General features: G+C 34.8%; 22 protein-coding genes. 14 read left to right on the forward strand and 8 right to left on the reverse strand.

Annotation, left to right across the window (positions count from 1 at the left end; all coding sequences use genetic code 11):
* Positions 1–46: 46 nt before the first annotated feature.
* Complete coding sequence (locus ABTV69_RS14535; protein WP_433829931.1) at positions 47–598, reverse strand: hypothetical protein; 552 nt, start codon at positions 596–598, stop codon at positions 47–49.
* Between the two features lie 186 nt (positions 599–784).
* Between ABTV69_RS14535 and ABTV69_RS14540 the strand changes: the two genes are divergently transcribed.
* From ABTV69_RS14540 to ABTV69_RS14550, 3 genes are all read left to right on the forward strand, one after another.
* Complete coding sequence (locus ABTV69_RS14540; protein ID WP_433829932.1) at positions 785–1,357, forward strand: ferritin-like domain-containing protein; 573 nt, start codon at positions 785–787, stop codon at positions 1,355–1,357.
* Positions 1,358–1,426: 69 nt separating this feature from the next.
* On the forward strand, positions 1,427–2,158 hold the full coding sequence (locus ABTV69_RS14545) for an endonuclease (RefSeq protein ID WP_433829934.1): 732 nt from the start codon (positions 1,427–1,429) through the stop codon (positions 2,156–2,158).
* A complete protein-coding gene (locus ABTV69_RS14550) occupies positions 2,155–2,868 on the forward strand; it encodes a DUF72 domain-containing protein (RefSeq protein WP_433829936.1) in 714 nt (237 codons plus the stop codon). Before ABTV69_RS14545 ends, ABTV69_RS14550 begins: the two co-directional genes overlap by 4 nt.
* 579 nt (positions 2,869–3,447) lie before the next feature.
* Here ABTV69_RS14550 and ABTV69_RS14555 read toward each other — a convergent pair.
* Complete coding sequence (locus tag ABTV69_RS14555) at positions 3,448–3,948, reverse strand: pyridoxamine 5'-phosphate oxidase family protein (RefSeq protein ID WP_433829938.1); 501 nt, start codon at positions 3,946–3,948, stop codon at positions 3,448–3,450.
* 235 nt (positions 3,949–4,183) lie between these two features.
* Between ABTV69_RS14555 and ABTV69_RS14560 the strand changes: the two genes are divergently transcribed.
* Entirely contained in the window at positions 4,184–4,615 is a 432-nt protein-coding gene (locus ABTV69_RS14560; protein ID WP_433829940.1) for a response regulator, read from the forward strand.
* Here ABTV69_RS14560 and ABTV69_RS14565 read toward each other — a convergent pair.
* Positions 4,605–6,842, reverse strand: coding sequence for a PAS domain-containing protein (locus ABTV69_RS14565; protein WP_433829942.1), 2,238 nt, complete (start codon positions 6,840–6,842; stop codon positions 4,605–4,607). The two genes, ABTV69_RS14560 and ABTV69_RS14565, sit on opposite strands and share 11 nt — an antisense overlap.
* Positions 6,843–6,946: 104 nt before the next feature.
* Positions 6,947–7,426 (reverse strand): hypothetical protein, encoded by a 480-nt coding sequence (locus ABTV69_RS14570; protein ID WP_433829944.1) that lies wholly within the window; start codon positions 7,424–7,426, stop codon positions 6,947–6,949.
* Between the two features lie 210 nt (positions 7,427–7,636).
* Between ABTV69_RS14570 and ABTV69_RS14575 the strand changes: the two genes are divergently transcribed.
* Positions 7,637–7,978 (forward strand): hypothetical protein, encoded by a 342-nt coding sequence (locus ABTV69_RS14575; RefSeq protein ID WP_433829946.1) that lies wholly within the window; start codon positions 7,637–7,639, stop codon positions 7,976–7,978.
* Positions 7,979–8,364: 386 nt separating this feature from the next.
* On the forward strand, positions 8,365–9,177 hold the full coding sequence (locus tag ABTV69_RS14580; protein WP_433829948.1) for a hypothetical protein: 813 nt from the start codon (positions 8,365–8,367) through the stop codon (positions 9,175–9,177).
* 71 nt (positions 9,178–9,248) lie between these two features.
* Here ABTV69_RS14580 and ABTV69_RS14585 read toward each other — a convergent pair whose 3' ends face one another.
* Positions 9,249–9,509, reverse strand: a complete 261-nt coding sequence (locus tag ABTV69_RS14585) for a SemiSWEET family sugar transporter (protein WP_433829950.1) — start codon at positions 9,507–9,509, stop codon at positions 9,249–9,251.
* A gap of 145 nt (positions 9,510–9,654) precedes the next feature.
* Positions 9,655–10,500, reverse strand: coding sequence for an SDR family oxidoreductase (locus tag ABTV69_RS14590; protein ID WP_433829952.1), 846 nt, complete (start codon positions 10,498–10,500; stop codon positions 9,655–9,657).
* A 391-nt stretch (positions 10,501–10,891) separates the two neighbouring features.
* On the opposite strand from ABTV69_RS14590, the gene ABTV69_RS14595 reads away from it, so the two are divergent.
* The 5 genes from ABTV69_RS14595 (at position 10,892) to ABTV69_RS14615 (ending at position 17,467) form a co-directional block, all read left to right on the forward strand.
* Positions 10,892–12,112, forward strand: a complete 1,221-nt coding sequence (locus ABTV69_RS14595) for a hybrid sensor histidine kinase/response regulator (RefSeq protein WP_433829954.1) — start codon at positions 10,892–10,894, stop codon at positions 12,110–12,112.
* Positions 12,113–12,197: 85 nt separating this feature from the next.
* On the forward strand, positions 12,198–15,692 hold the full coding sequence (locus tag ABTV69_RS14600; RefSeq protein WP_433829956.1) for a response regulator: 3,495 nt from the start codon (positions 12,198–12,200) through the stop codon (positions 15,690–15,692).
* Between the two features lie 17 nt (positions 15,693–15,709).
* The gene (locus tag ABTV69_RS14605; RefSeq protein ID WP_433829958.1) at positions 15,710–16,075 is read left to right on the forward strand and encodes a response regulator; all 366 of its coding nucleotides are present in this window, start codon (positions 15,710–15,712) and stop codon (positions 16,073–16,075) included.
* A 7-nt stretch (positions 16,076–16,082) separates the two neighbouring features.
* Entirely contained in the window at positions 16,083–16,895 is an 813-nt protein-coding gene (locus ABTV69_RS14610; protein WP_433829959.1) for a CheR family methyltransferase, read from the forward strand.
* Positions 16,874–17,467 carry a chemotaxis protein CheB gene (locus ABTV69_RS14615; RefSeq protein ID WP_433829961.1) on the forward strand — a complete coding sequence of 198 codons (594 nt, stop codon included), beginning with the start codon at positions 16,874–16,876 and terminating at the stop codon, positions 17,465–17,467. The genes ABTV69_RS14610 and ABTV69_RS14615 overlap by 22 nt, the downstream gene beginning before the upstream one ends.
* Before the next feature lie 83 nt (positions 17,468–17,550).
* Here ABTV69_RS14615 and ABTV69_RS14620 read toward each other — a convergent pair whose 3' ends face one another.
* Both ABTV69_RS14620 and ABTV69_RS14625 read right to left on the reverse strand, forming a co-directional pair.
* Positions 17,551–18,315, reverse strand: coding sequence for a porin family protein (locus tag ABTV69_RS14620; RefSeq protein WP_433829963.1), 765 nt, complete (start codon positions 18,313–18,315; stop codon positions 17,551–17,553).
* A 12-nt stretch (positions 18,316–18,327) separates the two neighbouring features.
* On the reverse strand, positions 18,328–19,449 hold the full coding sequence (locus ABTV69_RS14625) for a hypothetical protein (RefSeq protein WP_433829965.1): 1,122 nt from the start codon (positions 19,447–19,449) through the stop codon (positions 18,328–18,330).
* A 301-nt stretch (positions 19,450–19,750) separates the two neighbouring features.
* Here ABTV69_RS14625 and ABTV69_RS14630 point away from each other — a divergent pair, with 301 nt between their 5' ends.
* From ABTV69_RS14630 to ABTV69_RS14640, 3 genes are all read left to right on the forward strand, one after another.
* Entirely contained in the window at positions 19,751–20,074 is a 324-nt protein-coding gene (locus ABTV69_RS14630) for a DUF6660 family protein (RefSeq protein ID WP_433829967.1), read from the forward strand.
* Between the two features lie 108 nt (positions 20,075–20,182).
* On the forward strand, positions 20,183–23,302 hold the full coding sequence (locus tag ABTV69_RS14635) for an efflux RND transporter permease subunit (protein ID WP_433829969.1): 3,120 nt from the start codon (positions 20,183–20,185) through the stop codon (positions 23,300–23,302).
* Between the two features lie 255 nt (positions 23,303–23,557).
* Positions 23,558–24,799: a TolC family protein gene (locus ABTV69_RS14640; RefSeq protein WP_433829971.1), complete on the forward strand. Its 1,242-nt coding sequence runs from the start codon at positions 23,558–23,560 to the stop codon at positions 24,797–24,799.

The raw sequence follows: 24,799 nt of genomic DNA on the forward strand, positions 1-24,799 counted from the left end.
CGTTAAAAACGTGACGGTTTTTTCTTTTTCTTCTGAGAGTAAAATATTAGAATCGGCGAGGATCATTTTCTTGATATTCTTCGTCGTCATTATCTTCTTGAACATCATCTTCAACGTAATCATTCTCGTCGTCGTCAATATCTTCTTCTACATAATCGTCTTCATCCTCAAAGTCGTCATCATCTTCATCATCATCTTCATCATCAATGTCTTCGAGAACATCTTCCGTTTCATTAAAGTCATATTCATCTTCTTTAAGATCTGAAGGATTATCAAATTCGTCATTTTCTTCAACATAATTATCATCCTCCAATTCAACTTCATAAATTTCGTCGTTATTATCTTCTAAATCTCGATCGGTATGAAAATCATCATTAAGATCGTCTAAATCATCATCGCTGACAAAATCTTCCTGATCAGGATTGGGTCTATTCGGATTATAGCCGTTTCGCACTGTATAACCTCTTTCTGCAATTTCACGATTATCATTATCAGGCTTTTTGATATCGGCTTCCAAATCTTTGCTTAGGTTTCTGTCACTAGAGATATGCTCGTTCAAATCTCTATTAGTTCTGTTTGTATTATTGATCGTATTCATGACATTTTATTTAAGAATTAATACTTACAAAGCTAGTAGGAAGAGAAGGGAATCTCTTATAAAATACTGAAGTGTAATTGTATAATTAACAGGTGTTTAGAATGGAATTTTAATTTAAAATCATATAACCTCTCTCGAAACGCAGGCAGTAATTTTATAATCCTATTAATCATAAAAATTATTACTATGAAAACTACAGATAGTAAAACTACAGCTACTGCAAAAGAAAAGACTCCAAGAGGAGTAACGAAGCCAAAATCAAACGCTGCTTCAGGATTAACCGAATTATTCGAAGAAGGATTAAAAGACATTTATTGGGCAGAAAAAGCTTTGACAAAAGCTTTGCCTTCAATGGTTAAAAATGCGTCTTCTGTTGAATTAAAAGATGCCATCGACAACCATTTGACAGAAACCGAAGAACAAATAACCCGTTTGGAAGAAGTGTTTAAAATTATTGGCAAAAAAGCAACAGCCAAAAAATGCGACGCTATGGAAGGTTTGATCGAAGAAGCTAAAGGAATGCTGGAAGAGACTGAAATTGGAGTAGTGCGAGATGCAGGAATTATCGCTGCTAGTCAGAAAATTGAGCATTATGAAATTGCCACCTATGGTACTTTGAGACAATTTGCTGAAACATTAGGGTTGCCAGAAGCGGCAACTTTATTGGAGCAAACGCTCGATGAAGAAAAAGGTGCAGATAAAACACTTACAGAAGTGGCCGTAAATGCAGTAAATCTCGAAGCTGCCGAGATTGAATAATGCATAAGAGAATGAAATTAGAGTGCAGTTTTCGGACTGCACTTTTTAATTAAAAACAAAATAAAGTATATGCCCGAAGGTCCGTCTATAGTAATCCTAAAAGAAGAAGTACAACAATTTACGGGGCAGAAAGTAATTTCTGCATCTGGAAATTCTCATATTGACTTATCTCGTCTACAAGACAAAAATATTCTTGCTTTTAAAACCTGGGGAAAACACTTTTTGATTTGTTTTGATTCTTTTACGGTAAAAATTCACATGCTTATGTTTGGAACTTACCGTATAAATGAGCGTAAAGTGGCTAAACCTAGATTAAGTTTAGTGTTTGAAAACGGAGAACTTAATTTTTACACCTGTTCGGTTAAAATTCTAGAAGGCGATGTTAATTCTTATTACGATTGGAGTGTCGATGTAATGAATGATGATTGGAATCCAAAGAAGGCGCAGGCAAGCATGGAGAAAATGGCTGAAAAAATGATTTGCGACGTGATTTTGGATCAAGATATTTTTTCTGGAGTGGGGAACATCATAAAAAACGAAGTTTTATACCGTTGTTATGTTCATCCGGAATCGATAGTAGAAAAAATTCCGCCTCATGTAAAAAGTCAGCTTATTGCCGAATGTTCCACCTACAGCTTTGAATTCTTGTATTGGAAGAAGAAATTGGAACTCAAAAAACATTGGGAAGCCTATACAAAAAATACTTGTTTACGTTGCAATTTGCCATTTCAACGCAAACAAACCGGAGAACGAAAACGCAGAACCTTCTTCTGCACTAACTGCCAACAATTATACAAATGAAAAATCAACTAAAAATAGGTTGTTCCAGCTTTTACAACAGTTTTTGGAAGACAGTTTTTTATCCGCAAAACTTGCCGTCCAAGAAATGGTTTGAGTTCTATTGCCAGCATTTTGACACGTATGAATTTAATGGCAGTTTTTATAAATTTCCAACTGTTCGCGTTTTTCAAAATTGGTACAGTAAAACGCCAGAATCTTTTCTTTTTTCGATCAAAGTGCCGAAAGAAATTACGCATCTTAAAAAAATGATTGATTGCGAAAGCCGATTAAATGACTTTTATATGATTTGTAAAGAAGGAATGAAAGAGAAGCTTGGAGCTATTTTATTTCAGTTTCCGCCTAGCTATGCTTTTAGTGAGGAAAAACTAGAAATGCTAATAGGAATTTTAAATTACGATTTTAAAAACGTTGTCGAATTTCGTCACGAAAGTTGGTGGAATGATGAGGTTTGGACTTTATTTAAAGAAAATAATATTACATTTTGCAGTGTGAGCCATCCGAACTTACCTACAACTATTTTTAAAGATTTCCCTATATTTTACATGCGGTTTCATGGAATTCCGAGATTGTTTCATTCCAGTTATTCTACAGAAGAATTGCAGCATGTAAACCGACAGATTCGTTCTAAGAAAGGATTTGTCTACTTCAATAATACAGCGAGCGAAGCTGGTATTCTGAATGCTTTAGAATTGAAAAGAATGGCTTTTTAGTTCTTTTACTGCATATATTTTTAACCGCAAAGAGGCAAGGGTTGCGCAAAGTTCGCTAAGTTTTTTTGCCACAGATTAAAAGATTAAAAGGATTAACAAAATCTGCCTAAATCTGCGAGATCTGCGTGAAATAAATTATACCTCATATTTAGAAAATGAAATTGCAAAGCAGTGTGAAGAATTTTTCATGCAGATTTAGGAGATAATGCAGATTTTTATAATATTCAAAGATTTACGCAGATAAAAAAAATCTGTTTAAATCTGCCAGATCTGCGAGAGAAAAAATTATGCGTAATATTTAGAAAATGAAATAGCAATGCAATGCGAAGAATTTTTCACGCAGATTTAGCAGATAATGCAAATTTTTATAGCGTTCAAAGATTTACGCAGATAAAAAAAATCTGTTTAAATCTGCCAGATTTGCGAGAGAAAAAATTAGAGGCAACAGAAAAAAATAACCGCAAAGAGTAAGAATTTAACGCAAAGCAGGAAAGATAAATCTTAGCGAACTTTGCGCAACCCTTGTGTCTTTGCGGTTAAAAAAACTCTTTGCGGTTAAAAATATATGCGGTAAAAAAACTATAATTTCAAGCTTCCTTCAATTCCGTCATCCATTGTTTTTCCTGTTATCAGAGCCGCTGTCATTTTAGCAATGGCAACCATTTTTCCGTTTTTATTATTCCAATAATAACCATCTTCGGGAACCACTTTAATCACACTCAAATTGGGATCGTCTACGCCGCCCGGCATCCAGATTTTTACGGCAGGATTCCATAATTTTTCAATAGTTTCTCGATCATATGAAATACTCGCAGTTCCATGAAGCGTTAAAAATTTATCGTGAGGTTCAGCAAAGAAAATTTCAACCATTGGATTCAAAGTAATTTCAGCATTCTGTCCGCTGTTTCTATCAGATAAAAACCAAAGTTGCCCTAAATCATCAATTTTTTGAACCGACATTGGTCGAGATTGGATTCTGTATTCGTTATACGTACAAAACATGCACGTTTTTATGTCTGCAGCTAAATCTTTTATTTTGTCTACTGCAAATTCGTCTGTAAGGTCTTTGTGATCGCCCATAATAGTATATTTTACGTTAGATTTTATAATTAATTGCTTGACAAATACTATTTTACTTTGTCTTTAAAAGCGTAAAGTAAAGTTGGCTCTTTTTGTTGTTTTTCTGATTATATAATTAAACTTAGAAATTATGAGATTTCAATTTGCTTTGTTTTGTGAGAAAATGCTTCAAAATCTGCTTGTTACATAAAATTGCACTATCTTTGAGAGATTATAATTCTAAGCCCAAAATGCCATGACAGATTTTACAATATTTTATACCGATGACGATGATGATGATTTATGTATTTTTGCGGATGCTGTAGAATCTATACCTCAAAATATCAAACTTCAAACATATTCTGGAGGACAGAACTTTTTAAATGCAATATATAATCCGCCAACGACGCCTTACATTGTTTTCTTAGATTTAAACATGCCAGGAAAAAACGGATTTGACGTATTAGAAGAACTTCGAAATTCAGATTATCAAAAAGACATCCCAGTTGTAATTTACTCTACTTCCAGCGAACCTAGCATTATTGAAAAATGCCGCAGCTTAGGGGCTAATTGTTTTATTACAAAACCCGTTTTAATGAAGGATATTGTAAAATCAATAGAACATGCCATGAAGATTGACTGGAAAAAATTCATTCCTACACAATCCAATTTTGTATTTAAATATTGATTTCAGATAAATCTGGAATGTAAATATTAAAAGTAGAACCTTTGTCTTTTTCGCTGGAAACCGTGATAAAGCCTTTGTGGTTTTCGACGATTTTTTTCACGATTGCAAGACCAATTCCAGTTCCTTTGTATTCACTTTCGGTGTTTAAACGTTGAAAAACCTCAAAGATTTTTTCTTTATAAATCAGTTCAAAACCTATTCCATTATCCGTTACTTGAAGATGATAGTACATTTTGTCTTTAAATTCGGCATTTGGAAGTGATTTTCCATATACTTGCGTAACTGAAATTTTTACTATTGGCGAAATACCCGGACGAGAAAATTTCAAAGCATTTTCTACTAAATTATGCAATAACTGTCTAAACTGGAACTGAATAAGTGTAGCTTCTCCTAAATCATGATATTCAACCACGGCATTTTTTTCTTCAATTCGATCCGAAAAATCGCTTATAACTTCTTCTGCAATTTCGTCTATTTTGACTTTTGTAAAAACGCGATCGGCAGAATTGGCACGAGAATACGTTAATAAATCCTGAATTAGATTTTGCATTTTCTTTGCCGAAAACTCAATTCGGTTTAAATAAGCTTTTGCATTTGCAGAAATATTTTGTTCATCCAAATCAGCCAATCTGCTGGCAAAAGTTTGAATTTTTCGTAATGGTTCCTGCAAATCATGGCTTGATATATAAGCAAACGATTGCAATTCTATATTCATATTAACTAGATCCCTATTTTTGAGTTCCAATTGTGTGGTACGTTCAATAATTTGATCTTCCAGCTGGCTGGTAAAGTTTTTTTGCTCTTCTATATCAGTGCTTGTTCCCACCCACATTTGAACCTTTCCAGATTCATCTAATTGCGCAATTGCTCGACTAAGCTGCCATCTGTATTCGCCGTCATAACGTTTAAAACGGTGAATAAAAAGAAAATCTTTTCCTGTTTTTACAGATTCCATCCAGAGTTTTACGTTTTCTTCACGATCGTCAGGGTGTACGATTTGTAGCCAGCCGTTTTTTTCAATTTCTTCTTTAGTCAATCCAGAATAGTTGTAAACAGTTTCATTAAAATAATTAAGATTCCCCAAAGTATCGCTTGTCCAGATAAGCTGTGGCATAGAATCCGCAAGGAGTCTGAATTTCTTTTCGCTTTTCATTAATACCTGCTGACTTTCTTTTTCGGTTGTAAAATCCATTAAAGTTCCCACCATTTTGGAAGGTTCTTTATTTTCGTCAAAAAAGATTTTTCCGTGCACTTTAATCCAGGCAATAGAATTGTCTACTTTTAAAATTCGTGCTTCATATTTGTAAATTCCATTTTTTAGCGCTTTCGCGAAAGCGTCTGCTACAATACGTTCATCTTCTGGAAGAATTCGGGTTCTAATATCTTGATGAACAAGTTTTTTATCTTTCTCAAATCCGAAAATACTAAGAAGGGTATTGCTGTAAATAAGTTTTTTTGTTTTAAGATTCAAATCCCATATCGCAATTTCGCCAATTTCAGTAGTCAAACGCGCTCTTGCTTCGGCAGCTTCCAATTTTTTGCGGGCTTTAACTTTAGAAGTAACATCATTTACAGTACACATAATGCCCGAAATCTGTCCGTTCTTTTCGTAGAGCGGTGTGTATTCGTAGTCGAGGTAGAATTTTTTCAATTTGTTTTTAATGTCAACATATGCAATCGCTTCATTTTCGCGAATTGTTGTTCCGCTCGTTAAAATATCATGCAATAATTCGGGATATTTTTGATTTTCCAACTCTGGAAAAACTTTTAATAAAGGTATGCCAATGCAATCTTTTTCTTCTTTCTGCCAAATCGTACGCATCATCGTTTTATTGGCCATTTCGATTATTAAATCGTGACCTCTAAAAATCGCCATTGCAATTGGCGAGTCCATAACAATGTCGCGGAAAGCTTTTTCTCTTTCTTCCAACAAATATCTCGCTTTGACTTCTTCCGTTACTTCGTAAGCCACAACGATTACTCCAGTATTCTCATTTTCTTCTTTCAAAGGATAAAAAACCAGATTAAAATAAGCTAATTCTTGTTTGTTATAGCGATTTAGGGTTACAGCAAATTCGTCGGCCGAATAAGAATCTCCCGTTTCTAAAACATTTTTTAAAAGAGGATAAGCTGTTTCTTTTGTTTCGGGAACAGCATCAAAAATAGGTTTATTTAAGACAGTGCTTTCTTCTTTATCAATGATATGCAGATAGGTCGTATTGGCCATTTCGACAATTAAATCGGGACCCTTCAAAATGCAAATTCCTAGCGGTAATTGTTTGACTGTATTTCTAAAACGTCTTTCGCTTTCTTCTAAATTTTTGCGAATATTTACTTGCTTCGTTGTTTCATTGCAAATAACAAGAGCCCAACTGTTTTTCCGTTTTCATCGTTTACGGGACTATAACTAAAAGTCCAATAAACATCTTCCATTTTTCCGTTTCTATAGATCGGAAGAAATTGATCTTCGTACCATGACGCTTCTCCTTTTTGCAGCACCTGATCAATTAATGGTTTAATAAATTCCCAGATTTCTGGCCAAAAGTCAGCGCCTTTTTCTCCCAGAATAGCAGGATGTTTGCCATTATTGCCCAAACTAGGGCGATAGGCGTCATTGTAAAAACAAATATGATCTTCTCCCCAAAATAAAAACATTGGGAATTTAGAGTTTAAAAGGATTCCAAGTGTCGTACGAAGACTTTGAGGCCAAAATTCTACTGGTCCAACTGCTGCTTTACTCCAATCTTTGGCTCGGGTAAGTGTACCCATTTCTCCTCCATTTGCCAAAAAATCATAATTGTTGTTATTCATTAAAAAATAGTTTTATAGTCTTTCTAATGAATTCATTTTCATTAGTCAAAAAAGTAGTATTTGATAGCCTGATCTTAAGCTTCACTAAAATTAATAAAAATAAATATTCGCAGAAAATCGATTTTTGAATGAGGCAAGATTAAAATCATTAGAGTTAATTTTATCTGTTTTCAATACGGAAATTTGAATAACAGTTAAAAATAAAAAGCAATGAAAAGGGAAGATTCAAAACACGAGACCGATAATATAAAGAGATATCAGGAGGAAGGCTACACGGTAAATTATTTATTTGAAAACGATCATTTGATAGATTCAGAAAGTAAAGCTGCCTATAAACCTGAAGATGTTTTTATTGTAGCACATCATCGTTATGAAGGCATGAGTGATCCAGATGATATGTCGATTTTATATATAATTGAAACCAAAGACGGCGGGAAAGGAACCCATTTATTAGGATATGGCCCAATGGCAGATTTGGAAGAAGCCGAATTTTTTAAAGACATTCCGAAAGCCAATTATTCCAAAAATTCAGACATAAACGAATTAACATAAAAGAATAAAAATAGATTGGTATTTTTATTTTGCTGATGAGCAGTTGTTTCAAATTTATTTGAGGCAGCTGCTTTTTTTTTTATAAAGTAGCATTCAAAGTGGCAAAGGTTCAAAGCAACAAAGGTTCAAAGCAACAAAGGTTCAAAGCAACAAAGATTCAAAGTAACAAAATGATAAAGGAAAAAGAAAAAAGACTTATGCTAAAGGGCTTTGTCACTTTGTTGCTTTGAACCTTTGTCACTTTTAAATAAAAATTATGAAATATCTCTGCAAAATTGTATAAAGAATTGACTGACAATATAAACGAAATTTGGATTATAGAAATTTAACAACCAAGGTTCGTTTTTATACAAACTAAAATACTGACCGCTTCGATAAACCAAACTATGAAAAAACTTTACTTAAATACTGGAAGCTTTGATGCTGTTTTTAATAATCTAAAAGAAAGCTTTGGCGGAGACTTGTTGGTTTCTGGGAATGAATACAAATTGAATTTTAAATCAAAATGGGCGACAGGGAGTATTTCGGGTGTTCGTTTTGAAAAAGAAATGTCTTACCTCAGTTTTGATTTAATATTCAAACAAGAAATAAGTTTAAGTATCGAATGCAATCCGTTTTCGCCTGTGTTTTTCGCATATTGCGAGAAAGGAAATGTATTGCATAGTTTTGGTGCCAATGGTGCTACAAATTGCCTTAAAAAACAGCAATCAGGTATTATGAGTAATTCTTCTGCCATTAATAGCGTATTGTATTTTCAAAGCCATCAGCAGATTCAATTTTCCATAATCGGAATGCCTACAACAATCGAAAATAAAGAAACTGATTTTGTTTCTCAAGTAAAAAAAATATTTACAAGCAATTCTGGAAATTACATTTATATAGGAGATGAGAATCATAAAATAGGAGAAAAATTCCAAGAATTGAAAAGAATTCCAAGTCAAGGGGCAATTCGTTATTTAGTGATGAAAAGTATCCTTCGTGAAGTTTTAGAATTAGAGATAGCGCAGCATAGTTATAATTATTTTACTCCGTTTGAACCTATCTTAAACTTTGCAGTAAAACAATTAAGCGAGATTAAAAAACTATCTCATATGAAATTGACGGCAATTGCAGCTCCAGTGCAGTTTTTGAAGCGAAACTTGCAGCCTCGAAAATACCAATTGGAATTAAAAACATACAACCAAAAATTAGCTAGCTAGTAAGCATCCCATATTCTTCACTTTCAAAAAAACAGCTTCGATCGAGCTGTTTTTTTTTTTTTTTTTTACAATTACTCTTTTTCAAAATAGATGATAAAATAAACCATGATCAGATTTAAAACTAAAGAAATGCTGTTGGTTATAATAATCGGAAAGTCTTTTTTTAGAATTCCGTAAACAATCCACAACGCGATCCCGAATGTTAAAATGCTGAACATTCGAAGCGAAATTTCTTTTACTTTCTTGGTTTTCCAAACCTTTATAATCTGCGGAACCGTTGATAGGGTAATACATGCTCCCGCAAAAAGCCCTAAAACATCTATAACATTCATTTTTTTTTTACGTTTAAATGGGGTTTTAATTTTACAAAGACGCAGAGTCGCAAAGTTTTTATCTAAGGTTGCCTAAAAAGCTTAGCGCCTTCGTGCCTTTGCGAGCAAAAAATATAGGCAAAATAAAATTTAGCATTTCAGTATCTTATCCAACCAATTCTCCACCATTGACATGAATAAATTGTCCGGTAATATAACTGCTATCTTCAGAAGCAAGAAAAACATAAGCAGGAGCGACCTCAGAGGGCTGTCCTGCTCGTTCCATCGGATTGTCTTTTCCAAATTCTGATAGATCGTCAAAACTCGCGACAATCAAAGGTGTCCAAATAGGACCAGGAGCAACGCCATTTACCCGAATTTTCTTTTTGGCCAGCATACTGGAAAGCGAACGGGTAAAGCTCACAATCGCGCCTTTTGTACTCGCATAGTCTGCTAGATGCTCACTTCCGCGAAAGGCAGTTACAGAAGTCGTATTGATGATCGAATCACCTTCTTTTAAAAATTGAAGTGCGGCTTTGGTAATGTAAAAAAACGGATAGATATTGGTTTCAAAAGTCTTATGAAGTTGCGCATTGGTTATCTTTTCGAAGTCATTTTGAGGAAAATGCACTGCTGCATTGTTCACCAGAATATCAATCGTTTTAAAAGTGGTGTGGCATTTTTTTATCGCGCTGCGGCAGAATTTTTCATCTTTTAAATCACCGCTTATCAAGAGGCATTGCTGACCTTCTTTTTCGACCATAGCTTTGGTTTCCTGAGCGTCTTTGTCTTCCTTTAAATAGACAATTGCTATATTGGCGCCTTCTCTCGCAAAATGCACTGCAACACTTCGGCCAATACCGCTATCGCCTCCTGTAATAAAAGCTGTTTTTCCAAGTAATTTGCCACTTCCAACATAATTCTCTCGTATAATTTCAGGTTCCGGTTTCATCATATATTCATTACCGGGAAGATTCTGTTTTTGTTCGGGAAATGTCTGTTTCTTTTTCATGATTTCTCTCTTTTTAAGCTTTTAGTGCTACCTAAAATTAGCTCTTATTTGAGATCTTGCTTGTCTTAAAAGAAGTTTTATTTGCCTCAATCAAAATAAAATGACGATTTATGTACGAAAATACATTTTTTTTTTGAGAAATGTTAAAATGACAAGAAATTTGTAATAAGTTAAGAATCACATAGAAAATGTAAAATAACTAGAAAAGATGGGAATTTTGTAACTATTTACGTTTTAAATAAAAAACCTGCCCGTTATTTTTTTTATACATTTGAGAATTTCAGCAGCAATTTTTAGTGACCCAATTTGCGATTCATTAAAAAAATAAGAAAAATTTTATATTTATTTTAAATTCAATTATTTTGATTTACAACCGATTTAGCTTTCCAACATGGTATTAATTGTAGACGATATACGGGCTAATATTATTGCCTTGAAGAAAACATTGGAGCTGCATAATATCGATGTCGATAGTGCCGAATCTGGTGAAGAAGCACTTAAAAAAATTCTCAAAACAGATTATTGCTTAATAATCATGGACGTTCAAATGCCGGGACTTGATGGCTTTGAGGTAGTAAAAATCCTTTCTGGAAATCAACGTACAAAAGACATTCCCGTCATTTTCCTTTCGGCGCTTAATACCGAAAAAAAATACATTTTTAAAGGATATGAAACCGGTGCCGTGGAGTATATTACCAAACCGGTAGATAGCGATTTATTGATACTGAAGGTAAAGACGTTTCTTAAAATTTACGAACAGCAAAATGAGTTGAAAGCAATAAAAGACCTGCTTTCAAAAGAGATAAAAATTCGTAAAGAAGCACAGGATAACCTCGAGATCAAAATTGCGGAGAGAACAAAAGAACTGGTTCAGAAAAACGAAGAACTGGAACTTAGAAATCACGAATTACAGCAGTTTTCTTGGGTGGTATCGCACGATTTAAATGAGCCTATTAGAAAAATTCAAATCTTCATCAAAATTATAAAGGACCTTTACTTAAAAGCAGATGACAAAGCTGTCGATTACGTCGATAGAACCATAAAATCTGCAGAAAGAATGCAGACTTTAATTACCGATCTTTTAGCATATTCTAGACTTTCGGCTCAAGTAAAACCTGAAAAAACCGATTTAAATGTGGTTTTACAGGAAGTATTGGGCGATTTTGATTATCTGATTGAACGCAAAAACGCTATAATTAAAACAAACGAACTTCCAACCGTTGACAGCATTCCGAGTCAGATGCGTCAAGTTTTTCAAAATCTGATTGGGAATGCTTTAAAATTCTCAGGAAACGAAGAGAAGCCCGTAATCGAAATTACTTCTGAGATCATTTTAGAGAAATCAATCGATAGTCCGACCTCACCGGAAGGTAAGTTTTGCAGAATCGTAGTGAAAGATAACGGAATTGGTTTTGATGAAATTTATCTGGACCGCATTTTTATTATTTTCCAAAGTTTAAATGACCGTCAGACTTACGAAGGAACCGGAATTGGACTTGCGATCGCTAAGAAAATTATAGAAAAACACAACGGATTAATTACAGCTAAAAGTAAAACAGGCGAGGGAGCAAGTTTTATTATTGTGCTGCCTTTAAAATACGAATTAAAATAATTTAGAAATATATATGAACGGTAATTTTAAAAGAAATCTATTAATTAGTTCGCTAGTTTCACTTCTTGTACTTACAATTAGCTCAGTGGCATCTTTTATAAGTATTAAAAGTCTTTTAAATAGTAATTTTTGGGTCAATCATACTCAAGATGTAATTTACAACTTAAACGAAGGTTCGTCTATTATTACTGAGGCTCAAACCAGTATGAGAGGGTATTTGCTTACTGGAGACGAACAGTTTGTAGAGCGTTTTAATGATGCAGAAAACAAATCCAATGCCTATTTTGTAAAATTGGATGAGCTCACTTCTGATAATCCTTCGCAGACAAAATTATTAGAAGAATTACGCACTAAACGTTCTGGTTTTTTTAAATATTTAAACAATCAGATTGTAAAAAAACGACTAAGCAAACAAACATTAATTTTCGATTTGAACGAGGGTCGAAGAATGATGAATGAAATGCGCGCGATTGTCAAGAAAATTGAAACTGGAGAACAAACGCTTTTAAAAGAACGTATTTCAAATTCAGAACGTTATGGTAATTATAGTTTGGCTTTAATTGCTGTGGCTTTCTTTATTGCCTTTTTAATATCTATTGTTTTCTTGATGAGAATTTTAAAAGATTACAACGAAAGAACTTTATTGCAACAAGAATTAATAAAAAAGGACAAAGAAACTGCTGATAGACTTCAAGTAATTGGAGGTATTGCAACTCAAATTTCTAAAGGGAACTATGATGTTCAGATTGATGATAGAAAAGCCGATACACTGGGCGCGCTTGGAGCTTCGATCCATGAAATGAAAGATTCTCTAAAAAGTTCTTTCGAATTATTATCTCAAAAAGAATGGCTTCAATCTGGTGTGGCAACTTTGAATGATAAAATGCTGGGCGAAAAAACCATGCAGAAATTATCTAAAGATGTTATTGAATTTTTGTGCCAATACACCAATAGTAGTGCTGGTGTTTTGTATGTTGTAGATGGAGAAGAAATGACAATTTCTGGCGGTTATAGCTATATTCCAAGTAAAAGCAGGGAAAGAATTAGAAAAGGCGAAGGTTTAATTGGACAAGCCATTGTTTCTGGTAAAATGCTGGAATTAAAAACACTTTCGCCAGACGATATCCAAATAAATTACGCTTTAGGCGAAATAAAACCAACGCATATTGTGGCGCTTCCGCTAATGGATTTTAAAGTGGAAGGTGCTGTAGAATTGGCAAGTATTTACGGTTTTTCTGTATTGCAATTGGAGTTTTTAAATTTAGTTGCCAATAATATCGGAATTGCTTTAAAAGCAACTCAAAATCGTAAGCGTGTTTTAGAACTTTTAGAAGAAACCAAATCGCAATCAGAAGAATTGCAGATTCAGCATAGCGAATTGGAAGCGATAAACGCTGAATTAGAAGCGCAGACTGAGAAACTTCAAGCATCTGAAGAAGAACTTCGCGTGCAGCAAGAAGAATTGGAGCAAACCAACGAAGAGCTGTCGGAAAGAAGTGTTTTATTAGAAGAAAAAAATACGGAAATCCAGAAAAAATCGGAAGCTTTAGAATTGACAACTCGTTATAAGTCGGAGTTTTTAGCCAACATGTCGCATGAGTTGAGAACACCATTGAACTCAATTTTATTATTAAGCCGTCTGCTTTCTGAAAACAACAACCAAACGATGAACAATGAGGAAATTGAATTTGCAAAAGTAATTCAGAGTTCTGGAAACAGTTTGTTAGGGTTAATAGATGAAATTCTAGATTTATCTAAAATTGAAGCAGGAAAAATGGATCTGGAATTCTTAGATGTTTCGACAAAAGAAATAACAGATACACTTTACAATTTATTTTATCTGGTAGCAAAAGAGAAAAATATCAATTTTGAAATCATTGCTACAGAAGCGCCAATCGTTATCAAAACAGATAAAATGCGCTTGGAACAAATCTTGAAAAACCTAATTTCAAACGCAATTAAATTTACAGAAAAAGGAACAGTAAGCCTTGAAATTAAAATTGATGACGACAATGATAAAGTAATCTGTTTTATCGTAAAGGATACAGGAATCGGAATTCCGTTAGAAAAACAACCGTTAATTTTTGAAGCGTTCCAACAAGCAGATGGCTCAACGAAACGCAAATATGGAGGAACCGGTTTAGGATTATCAATTAGCCGCGAATTGGCAAAACTGCTTCGAGGAGAAATTGTACTGCATAGCAAAGTAAATGAAGGAAGTTCGTTTACGCTATGTTTACCCGTTTTAGGAATGGCTTTGAATAAAGTTTCTGTAAGCAAAAAAGAGGAAGAAGGCGTTTTTGAGGAAGAAACAGAAGCAGCAGACAGCAAACCAAAATACATTAGCGAGGTTGTGCCAGCAGAAATTGAAGACGACAGAGATTCGATTGAAGAGGGGGATAAGGTAATCTTAATTGTAGAAGATGATATAAGTTTTGCGAAATCATTATTGGCATTTACAAAGAAAAAAGGTTATAAAGGCGTTGTTGCTGTAAGAGGAGATTATGCTTTGAATTTTGCTTTAATCTACAAACCAATCGGAATTTTATTGGATATCGAATTGCCAATTAAGAGCGGCTGGCAGGTTTTGGAAGAATTAAAAAATCATTCGCAAACCAAGCATATTTCAGTACATATAATGTCTTCGCACAAACTAAAACAAGAAAGTTTATTGAAGGGAGCTGTAGATTTCTTAGATAAACCTGTAGCTTTTGACAAGATTCCAGAAGTTTTTATGCGTATTGAGCATATCATCAACAAAGAATCTCAAAAGGTTTTAATTATCGAGGACAATCCTAAACATGCAAAAGCATTAGCTTATTTCCTAGAAACGTATGATATTAATTCAGAAATTAAGAGTGAAGTTTCGGCTGGTCTGTCGGCTTTAGGAAAACAGGAAGTAGACTGCGTAATTCTAGATATGGGAATTCCAGACAAACAAGCTTATGAAATTTTAGACGGTGTTAAGAAAAGTCCAGGACTAGAAAATCTGCCTGTAATTGTCTTTACAGGAAAAAGTCTGTCTATCAAAGAAGAACTAAAAATTAGAAAATATGCCGATTCTATTATTGTTAAAACGGCACATTCGTACCAAAGAATGCTAGACGAGGTATCGCTTTTCCTTCATTTGGTAGAAGAAAAGAAAGAGGGGAATAGTACCAAAGAAAACCACAAAAAACTGAATTCGCTAAATAATATTTTGTTTGAGAAAAAAGTATTGATAGTAGACGATGACGTGCGAAATATATATTCGCTTTCAAAAGCGCTAGAAGCTTTTAAAATGAATGTTATTACCGCTTTTGATGGAAAAGAGGCGATTAAAATTTTAGATGAAAATCCCGATACAGACGTTGTATTGTTAGACATGATGATGCCTAATATGGATGGTTATGAAACTGCCGAAAAGATAAGGAGCAATCCTAAATTTCTTAATTTAGCTGTAATAGCGGTAACTGCCAAAGCTATGACAGGAGACAGGGAAAAATGTATTAAAGCAGGTGCCTCAGATTATATTACAAAACCTGTCGATGTAGACCAGTTGTTATCGCTGCTGCGAGTATGGCTTTATGATAAAATCTAATCTTTTAAAATCCGCAAATGGGAAATAAACGTATATTGATAGTAGATGACGATTCTAGAAATATTTTTGCTTTGGTAAATACCCTAAAAGCAAAATCGTATGATTGTGTCTCTTGTTTAAGTGCCGAAGAAGCATTAAAAATATTAAAAGAAGATTCGTCTATAAATGCTGTTTTAATGGATATGATGATGCCAGAAATGGATGGTTATGAGGCTATTCCGCTTATTAAAGCCATTCCGTCGCAAGAATCGACATTGGTTGTTGCCGTAACAGCACAGGCCATGGCAGGAGATAGAGAGAAATGTATAGAAGCTGGAGCAGATGCCTACATCTCAAAACCAGTAGATGTAGATAAATTGCTTCAGATTTTGGGAGAAATTTAAATGAATTATGATTGAAGATATTGAATTAGAAACTCTTATAAATGATGTTTACGAATATTATGGTTTTGATTTTGGAAGCTATTCTAGAGCTTCGCTTAAACGACGAGTAAGCCGGGTTTTTTATTTAGATGGATTTAAGCATTTTCATGAATTTTTATCTAAAGTCCGTACCGATCCAGAATATTGCAAAAGAATGATTGATGAAATCACGGTGAATGTAACCGAGATGTTTCGCGATCCATCCTTTTATTTTACGTTAAGAAAAGAAATACTTCCGTTATTAGGAACCAAACCCTTTATCCGTATTTGGCACGCAGGATGTTCTACAGGAGAAGAAGTCTATTCGATGGCAATTATGCTAAAAGAAGAAGGTTTGCTTCATAAATCGATATTGTATGCAACCGACATAAATGCACAGGTTTTGGAGACAGCCAAAAGCGGTATTTTTCCGTTGCGAATGATAAAAGATTATGCAGATAATTACCGTGATGCAGGCGGACAGCAGGACTTTTCGGATTATTACATTGCCAATTACGGCTTTGCGAAGTTTAATGAAAATCTATCAGAAAAAATGGTTTTCTCACAACACAATTTGGTTTCAGATACTTCTTTTAACGAGTTTGATCTCATTTTGTGCCGTAATGTTTTAATTTATTTTGATAATAATCTGCAAAAAAGAGTGGTAAAGCTATTTGATGACAGCTTAGCTGTTCTAGGTTTTTTGGCACTCGGAACAAAAGAAACAATAAAATATTCTATATCTCCAGCCAAATACAAACAGTTTGAAAGAGAAAAAATATGGAGGAAAATAAAAGAGTAATAAAAGACTGTAAAGCAGTCATAATTGGAGGTTCAGCTGGAAGTTTGCAGGCATTACTGCAAATTTTGCCTTTTATAGAAAAACCTATTTCGTTTGCGATTGTAATTGTGGTTCACAGAAAACAGTCTGACGAACAAACTTTGGAAGCTTTACTGGCTTTAAAATCACAATTAAAAGTAAAGGAAGTAGAAGATAAAGTAAAACTGGAATCAGGATTCATCTATATTGCGCCGTCTAATTATCATCTATTATTTGAAAAAAACGAAACGCTGTCTTTAGACACTTCAGAAAAAATAAACTACAGCAGACCCAGTATAGATGTTTCTTTTGAGTCTGCTGCAGAAATATATGGCAATCATTTGATCGGAATTTTACTTTCGGGTTCCAATTCAGATGGAACAATCGGACTGCGAGCAATTCAAGCAGCTGGCGGTATAAGTGTGGTGCAAAATCCGCTTTCTGCAGATATGCCTTTTATGCCTAATAATGCCATTTTGCATACCACTCCAGATTTTGTTTTAAGTACAGATGAAATTCTTGAATTTATAAAAGAAATCAATCAGGCTTTATAGTTTTCAATCTTTCACGCTTTAAGCTTGTTTTTCATTAATCTTAAACTTGAAAAAGTGTATGCTTGAATGTTTTAGAATGAAATTTATTTCTTTTCATCTTCTGGTAATATCACTTTATTCATTTCAGCTTTTTCTTCTGCCCTTCTTTTTGCTGCTTTTCCTTTTCCAATAGGAATTCCAGCAGTGATGTACCAAGATCTGTTGTATTGGTTATTTGGACCGTCGCCTTTCATTACGGTAACTAATCCGTAATAGTATTGAACGGTAAAGTTTAAGCCATTTCCAACATTTAGATGGTAACCAGTCCCTAAAGCAAGTCCAGCATCGATAACGTGAATCTGATCTCTAATATTTTTTTTATAAACAACGTCGTTATTATCAATCTCATTTTTGAATTCATCAAAAGCTTTCGCTAATAATCCAAACTGAGGTCCTGCTTTTACATAAATATGATTTTTGAACTGATATTTAATTAAAATAGGAACATTAAAATAACGAATTTCACGATTTACGGTTCCACCCACAAACGTATTGTCAAGGTTTTCATTATTTAAAGAATACACCGGAATTTCTTGTGCTCCCATAGGCGATTTCACAATCACTCCTGTATTGATCATCCAAGCTGGATTTTTTCTGGATCTCAAATCAAAGTAAAAACCAAGATTAAAACCTGGATTGGTAGCAGAAGAACCCATGTTTGAAATCGTTGAAAAATTAACACCGCCTTCCAAACCAAATTCTAAAAACTCCGAGTTGAGTTTATCTCCAAAAATTAAGGAAATCAAAACTTGAGATTGCGCAGTAGTAATACAAAAAAAAGTGACAAAGATTAGAAAACCTTTTTTCATACAATTACAGGATTAAAGTCCAAAACGGTATTGTAAACTTGCTAGCACTTGTGTACGTGAGCCTAAGAAACCACATTCTGCTCTAAACATAATATGTTTGTTGTATTGATATTGGGAACCAACAATAAAGTTCCACATGTCTTTTGGTCGTTTTTGAAGCGAATATTGTACAGATGAACTTCCTGCAGTACTCAATGCGCCATCTAATGTACCTAGAATATTGCCGGCACTTTCTAATGCTCTATTCGCTGTATTATGTTTCGCAACGTTCGCAGGATTTTTTTGTTCGGCAGGTGTTAAGCCATCCCACCAATTATCTACTTTAGTTTGGTTTTCTGCCACTTTTGCTAAACCATCATCTACTTTTTGCTGCGCATTTGACAAATCAATAAAATCAGATAAAGGCAAATCCCCGTTGGTGTCACCAGAAATATGTACTCTAAATCCGCCCACCCAAACTGCAATGTTTTGTTCGGGTTTGTTAAATTTAAATGTTTTACCTAATCTTGGGCCAAATACATAAGAGAAAGCAGGTTTGTCTAATGAACTAATATCGGTCCACGCCATATTCATATCAAGAGCTAGCCAGCCACCGCCAATACCAATTGTTGGCGTCATACCCAGACCAAATGTTGTAGCGTTAAAATTTGCTCTTGTGCTGAAAGTTGTAATTTCCGACCAATTATTATCTGCGTCAGGAATCCAGATGCCGGCATTAATTTTAGTAGATGTATTTGCTTTTCCAAATATCCCGTAAATGTTTAAGAAGGGAAGAAGCCATATATCTGGTCTAATAGTTAATGCACTAGCCTCGACAGATGATTTGTCAAATCGAACAATTTCGTCGAGATTGTACTGTGGGCCATGATTAAAACCTATTTCTAACTTGTTGATTACAATTTCAGATTCTTGCCAAAACCAGTTTACCGATAAACCGGCTGAATACGGAAGCTTATATCCTTTTTGAGCGACCTTCTCACCCCATATAGGAAGAGCATATGGGTATTCTTCAATTTTAAGACTGTCTTTTAAGGTTTGATTTTTTTCTCCTACAATTTTATCGGTATAAACTTGCCCGAAAATCTGCATGCTGAAAAATAATAAAGAGGCTGATATTAGTGTTTTACATTTCATTTATTGTGGTATTTAATGTTAATGAATTAAACTGCAAAAAATAAATTATACTAATGTGCTTAAAGAAATCTCTGTTATTTTTTTGGCGTATAGAAAAGTGTCTTTTAAGGTTAAAATCTGAGGCTTAAAGAATTGTTAATTATTGTTAAAGTTAACGAAATTTTCTTACCGCCGACAAAAAAGTTATAGAAAATGAAAAAACTAATAAAATAATTTTCAGATCATTACTATGTGTGTTGTTTTTAATATTTTCAGTATCAGTGCAATAGGAAAATTAAAAATAAAGTGTACTTTTACAGTTGTGAAATGGATAACAATTATATTATCAATTTACCTGATGGCGCTTTCCAATATGCCTTGCGCAGATATGGAAGTGAATAGTGCTATGCACAAAACAGCGCAATTTGCTTCAGAAGACAATCATTCGCATGATAAAGCCAATGATTTATGTTCCCCATTTTGTGCTTGCAACTGTTGCGGAGCACAAGTTTTAAGTTATCATTCTACAGTAAGTTTTGAATTTCCTAAAACCTACAATCAAATTTCAATTTCTTTACCGAGTTATCATTCTGTTTTTATTTCCAATTTCTACGGAAGTATTTGGCAGCCCCCTCAAATAGTATAATGATTGTGCCTGTTCGATGAAAATCGAAAACGGGCGAGAGAGTTGTGGACTTTCCACATGTTTACAGGCGATTTGATTGCCTAATTTCTCACGTCATTATTTATTCAAATGTTAGATAAAATCATTCAGTTTAGTATACGAAACAAATTCGTTATACTACTATTTACCCTTGTGCTCATTGCCTGGGGGAGCTATTCGCTTAAAAATTTACCGTTGGATGCATTACCAGATGTAACCAATAATCAGGTTCAGATCATTACGACGGCACCTACTTTGGCAAGCCAGGAAGTAGAGCAATTAATTACGTATCCCTTAGAAAGAGCGGTAAAAACAGTTCCAAAAGTCATAGAACTCCGCAGTATTTCGCGTTTTGGATTATCGGTTGTAACCGTAGTTTTTGATGAAGATGTTGATATTTACTGGGCTCGTGAACAGATCTTTCAACGCTTAAAAGAAGCGGAAGAAAACATTCCAGATTATGTAAATTCTCCTGAGTTAGCGCCCATTTCTACAGGATTGGGCGAAATTTATCAATATGATGTTTACGCCAAAAAAGGCTACGAAAACAAATACACAGCAGTCGAACTGCGAACTATTCAGGATTGGATTATTATTCCGCAATTGCAGGGCGTTCGTGGTGTTGCCGAAGTAAGTGCTTGGGGGGGAAAACTAAAACAATTCGAAATCGCCGTAAATCCCAATATGCTTAATAGTTTGGGCGTAACGATTACCGAAATTTTTGATGCTTTAGCAAAAAACAATCAAAATACCGGTGGCGCTTATATTGAAAAAGATCAATATACGTATTTTATTCGCGGTGTCGGAATGGCAAAAGGGGTTAAAGACCTTGAAAATGTTGTGGTGAAAAACCGAAACGGTTCGCCAGTTTTGGTTCGTAATGTAGCGCAAGTTCGCGAAGGCGTTGCACTGCGTTACGGAGCATCAACAAAAGATGGAAAAGGTGAAATCGTTTCGGGAATGGTTTTGATGCTGAAAGGCGAGAACTCGAGCGCCGTCGTAGATCGTGTTCACGAAAAAATGGAGCAAATCAATAAAAGCCTTCCTGAAGGTGTTGTTGCCGAAGCTTTTATTGATAGAGGAAAACTCGTTGATAATTCTATTAAAACCGTTGCTAAGAATTTACTGGAAGGTGCTTTAATCGTGATTTTCGTTTTGATATTATTCTTAGGAAATCTTCGCGCCGGATTAATCGTCGCTTCGGTTATTCCATTAGCGATGCTTTTTGCTGTGATTCTGATGAATGCCTTTGGCGTAAGCGGCAATTTAATGAGTCTTGGCGCCATAGATTTCGGAATTATAGTCGACGGCGCCGTGATAATTGTCGAAGCCACGATGCATCATTTGCAGCAATTCAAAAACAAAAAAGAACTGACGCAGGAGGAAATGGACGAAGAAGTCTATAATTCGGCTTCAAAAATTAGAAATAGTGCGGCTTTTGGCGAAATTATCATTCTTATCGTTTACTTGCCAATTCTGGCTTTGATTGGAACAGAAGGAAAAATGTTCAAACCAATGGCAATGACAGTTGGTTTTGCGATTATCGGAGCCTTTATTCTTTCACTGACATATATTCCGATGATGAGCGCTTTGTTTCTTTCGAAAAAAACAGAACACAAAGAAAATTTCAGTGATCGTATGATTGCTTGGCTGGAAAGCCGTTATACGCCATTATTAAAGAAAGCTTTAGAGTTTAAAAAAGTCGTGCTTTCTATTGCCGTTGGCTTATTCGCGTTAGCATTTATCATTTTCCAAAATATGGGAGGCGAATTTATTCCAACAATTGAAGAAGGCGATTTGGCAATCAATGCGACAATTATGACGGGAAGTTCGCTTACGCAGATGGTGAAAACGACGACCCAATACGAACAGATTCTGAAAGCCAAATTTCCAGAAATTAAAACCATCGTAACCAAAATAGGAAGTGGTGAAATTCCAACCGACCCAATGCCAATTGAAAGCGGGGATTTGATTATTGTTTTAAAAGACAAAAAAGAATGGAAAGGCAAATATCGAAACTGGGAAGAATTGGCGAATGCGATGAAAAAGGAAATGGAAATTATTCCGGGTGCGAATATCGAAATTTCTCAACCCATCCAAATGCGTTTTAACGAATTAATGACGGGAAGCCGATCTGATATTGCGATTAAGATCTTTGGTGATGATTTGGAAATTTTAGATGCCAAAGCAACCGAATTGATTTCGAAAATAAAAGGAGTTGAAGGAATCGGAGATTTAAAAGCCGATAAAGTAACGGGATTACCGCAAATCACGATTAAATATGATTATGATAAAATTGCCCTTTACGGATTGAATATTTCAGATGTCAATCAAATCATTCGTTCCTCGTTTGCAGGAGAAGTTGCCGGAAAGATTTATGACGAAAGCAAACGATTTGATGTTGTCGTGAGAATGGACGAAAACAATCGTGGCGATATCACGGATGTAAGCAATTTGTTTATTCCGCTTCCAAACGGCCAGCAAGTACCGCTTTCTCAGGTTGCTTCTGTTGAATACGAACAAGGTCCTGTGCAGGTTATCCGCGAAGACGGAAAACGAAGAATTACAGTTGGATTAAACGTTCGCGGAAGAGATATTAAAAGTGTTGTTGAAGAAATTCAGGCAAAACTAGATAAAAATTTCAAGCTTCCTGCGGGTTATTATGTCACGTATGGCGGACAATTTGAAAACCTGATTGAAGCTTCGAAAAGACTTTCAGTTGCCTTGCCAATCGCTTTAGGGCTAATTTTAGTCTTATTGTATTTTACTTTTAAAAGTGTTAAACAAGCGTTATTGATTTTCACAGCGATTCCGTTATCGGCTATAGGAGGTGTTTTTGCACTTTCGCTAAGAGGAATGCCGTTTAGTATTTCTGCCGGAATTGGTTTTATTGCTTTATTCGGAATTGCAGTTTTAAACGGAATTGTACTGATTTCGTATTTCAACCAATTAAAATCAGAAGGAATTTCAGATGCATTCCAGCGAGTGATTATTGGAACCAAAACACGTTTGCGTCCTGTTTTAATGACCGCAGCTGTAGCTTCTTTAGGATTTCTGCCAATGGCATTGTCGACAAGCGGTGGTGCAGAAGTGCAGAAACCACTTGCAACGGTAGTAATCGGGGGATTAATCTCGGCTACTTTATTGACGTTAATCGTTTTGCCGATTTTGTATTTATTGTTGGAGCGATTTAACCGCAAGGATAATTAGTAAATGAGAAAATTTGATAATTAGATAATTTATTACAGTGCGTATAATAATTTCTCTCGCAGATTTAGCAGATCTGGCAGATTAATTTAAAAAGAAAAAATCTGCTTAATCTGCAAAATCTGCGGGAGACAAAAAAGATTTTTCACGCGGATCTAACAGATTAAAGCAGGTTTAATTTTGATTTTAATGAATAAAAAAATCTGCGTTTATCAGCTTAAATCTTTTTTGAATCTGCGTGAAACAAAAAGTATAAAAATGAAAAATTCAAAATATAAAAATCAATCGAAAAAGCTTTGCTCCCGATGGCTATCGGGATTGCGTTTAAGTACGTTCCTATTGTTAAGCACTGCTATTTCAGCACAGCAATCTATCAGTCTCGAAAAAGCAATAGAACTTGCCAAATCAAACAACATCGACTTAAAAATAGCCGATAAAGAAATCGAAAAACAAACCGTTCTCATAAAAGCTGCTTTTCAGCCCGATCCGCTTCAGGTGCAATATCAAGGCGGTCAGTTCAATAGTGCCGATTACGATCATAATGTTTCGGTGCAGCAGTTTTTTCCGTTAGGAAATATCACAAAAGCGAATCGACAATTGCAGGAAGAGTTGGCAAAACTAGCCGAAAAACGAAAAGCCTTGTCTGCGTATGAGATCGAAAAAGCGGTGACATTGGCGTATTATCAATATTTGTATGGCGTTTCGATCCAGAAACTCAATTCAGAATTGAATGAAATTTATACGAAATTCTTAAAGAATGCGGAACTACGTTTTAAAACAGGTGAAAGCGGGAATATTGAAGTGATCAGTGCCAAAGCCAAAGTCAAAGAAATCGAAACGCAGAAAGTGCAGTTAGTATATGATTTGGCTATTTATCAAAAACAATTGCAGTTTTTCATTCAGACCAATGAAAATATAATTCCGGATCAAAACACCGATTTGCAATATGATATTGTTGAAAATCAGAATACTACTAAAGCAGAAGCTTTAATGACCGATTTATATCAACAACAAATTTCGGTTTATCAAAAAGAAGCAGGGACTTTTAAAGCTTTGCGTACGCCAAAGGTGGGATTAGGATATTTTGCTCAAACCATTAACACCGAATCGTTGTTTCAAGGTTTCACGGCAGGATTGCAGATTCCGTTATTTGGAGGAGTTAATACGACAAAAGCAAAAGCAGCGGAAATCGGTATATCGCAGTCACAATTGGCTTTAGACAAAAACAAAATGATTTTGAATCTGCAAAGAGAAGAGTTGAAAAATAACTTCGAGAAGCAACAGAAGAATTTAGCGTATTTTCAGAATGAAGGATTACAATATGCTAATCAAATTATCGAAACGGCCCAAAAAAGTTATGCTAACGGCGATATGAGCTATTGGTCGTATATCAGCTTTTTAAATCAAGCGATTGATATTAAAAAACAATTTGCAGAAGCCACGCACAGCTACAATCAAAGTGCCATCGAACTTCAATTCCCAACCATCAAAAACAATTAA

It is taken from the genome of Flavobacterium anhuiense, assembly GCF_050990855.1.
GTDB lineage: Bacteria > Bacteroidota > Bacteroidia > Flavobacteriales > Flavobacteriaceae > Flavobacterium > Flavobacterium anhuiense_C.

What these genes read in the sequence shown, in the direction of transcription:
- ABTV69_RS14625 (WP_433829965.1), bottom strand. Translation starts at nt 19,449, where the DNA reads ATGAAATGTAAAACACTAATATCAGCCTCTTTATTATTTTTCAGCATG.
- ABTV69_RS14560 (WP_433829940.1), top strand. Translation starts at nt 4,184, where the DNA reads ATGACAGATTTTACAATATTTTATACCGATGACGATGATGATGATTTA.
- ABTV69_RS14535 (WP_433829931.1), bottom strand. Translation starts at nt 598, where the DNA reads ATGAATACGATCAATAATACAAACAGAACTAATAGAGATTTGAACGAG.
- ABTV69_RS14620 (WP_433829963.1), bottom strand. Translation starts at nt 18,315, where the DNA reads ATGAAAAAAGGTTTTCTAATCTTTGTCACTTTTTTTTGTATTACTACT.
- ABTV69_RS14615 (WP_433829961.1), top strand. Translation starts at nt 16,874, where the DNA reads ATGGAGGAAAATAAAAGAGTAATAAAAGACTGTAAAGCAGTCATAATT.
- ABTV69_RS14605 (WP_433829958.1), top strand. Translation starts at nt 15,710, where the DNA reads ATGGGAAATAAACGTATATTGATAGTAGATGACGATTCTAGAAATATT.
- ABTV69_RS14550 (WP_433829936.1), top strand. Translation starts at nt 2,155, where the DNA reads ATGAAAAATCAACTAAAAATAGGTTGTTCCAGCTTTTACAACAGTTTT.
- ABTV69_RS14580 (WP_433829948.1), top strand. Translation starts at nt 8,365, where the DNA reads ATGAAAAAACTTTACTTAAATACTGGAAGCTTTGATGCTGTTTTTAAT.
- ABTV69_RS14640 (WP_433829971.1), top strand. Translation starts at nt 23,558, where the DNA reads ATGAAAAATTCAAAATATAAAAATCAATCGAAAAAGCTTTGCTCCCGA.
- ABTV69_RS14545 (WP_433829934.1), top strand. Translation starts at nt 1,427, where the DNA reads ATGCCCGAAGGTCCGTCTATAGTAATCCTAAAAGAAGAAGTACAACAA.
- ABTV69_RS14570 (WP_433829944.1), bottom strand. Translation starts at nt 7,426, where the DNA reads ATGAATAACAACAATTATGATTTTTTGGCAAATGGAGGAGAAATGGGT.
- ABTV69_RS14555 (WP_433829938.1), bottom strand. Translation starts at nt 3,948, where the DNA reads ATGGGCGATCACAAAGACCTTACAGACGAATTTGCAGTAGACAAAATA.
- ABTV69_RS14590 (WP_433829952.1), bottom strand. Translation starts at nt 10,500, where the DNA reads ATGAAAAAGAAACAGACATTTCCCGAACAAAAACAGAATCTTCCCGGT.
- ABTV69_RS14565 (WP_433829942.1), bottom strand. Translation starts at nt 6,842, where the DNA reads ATGGCCAATACGACCTATCTGCATATCATTGATAAAGAAGAAAGCACT.
- ABTV69_RS14585 (WP_433829950.1), bottom strand. Translation starts at nt 9,509, where the DNA reads ATGAATGTTATAGATGTTTTAGGGCTTTTTGCGGGAGCATGTATTACC.
- ABTV69_RS14610 (WP_433829959.1), top strand. Translation starts at nt 16,083, where the DNA reads ATGATTGAAGATATTGAATTAGAAACTCTTATAAATGATGTTTACGAA.
- ABTV69_RS14595 (WP_433829954.1), top strand. Translation starts at nt 10,892, where the DNA reads ATGGTATTAATTGTAGACGATATACGGGCTAATATTATTGCCTTGAAG.
- ABTV69_RS14635 (WP_433829969.1), top strand. Translation starts at nt 20,183, where the DNA reads ATGTTAGATAAAATCATTCAGTTTAGTATACGAAACAAATTCGTTATA.
- ABTV69_RS14575 (WP_433829946.1), top strand. Translation starts at nt 7,637, where the DNA reads ATGAAAAGGGAAGATTCAAAACACGAGACCGATAATATAAAGAGATAT.
- ABTV69_RS14540 (WP_433829932.1), top strand. Translation starts at nt 785, where the DNA reads ATGAAAACTACAGATAGTAAAACTACAGCTACTGCAAAAGAAAAGACT.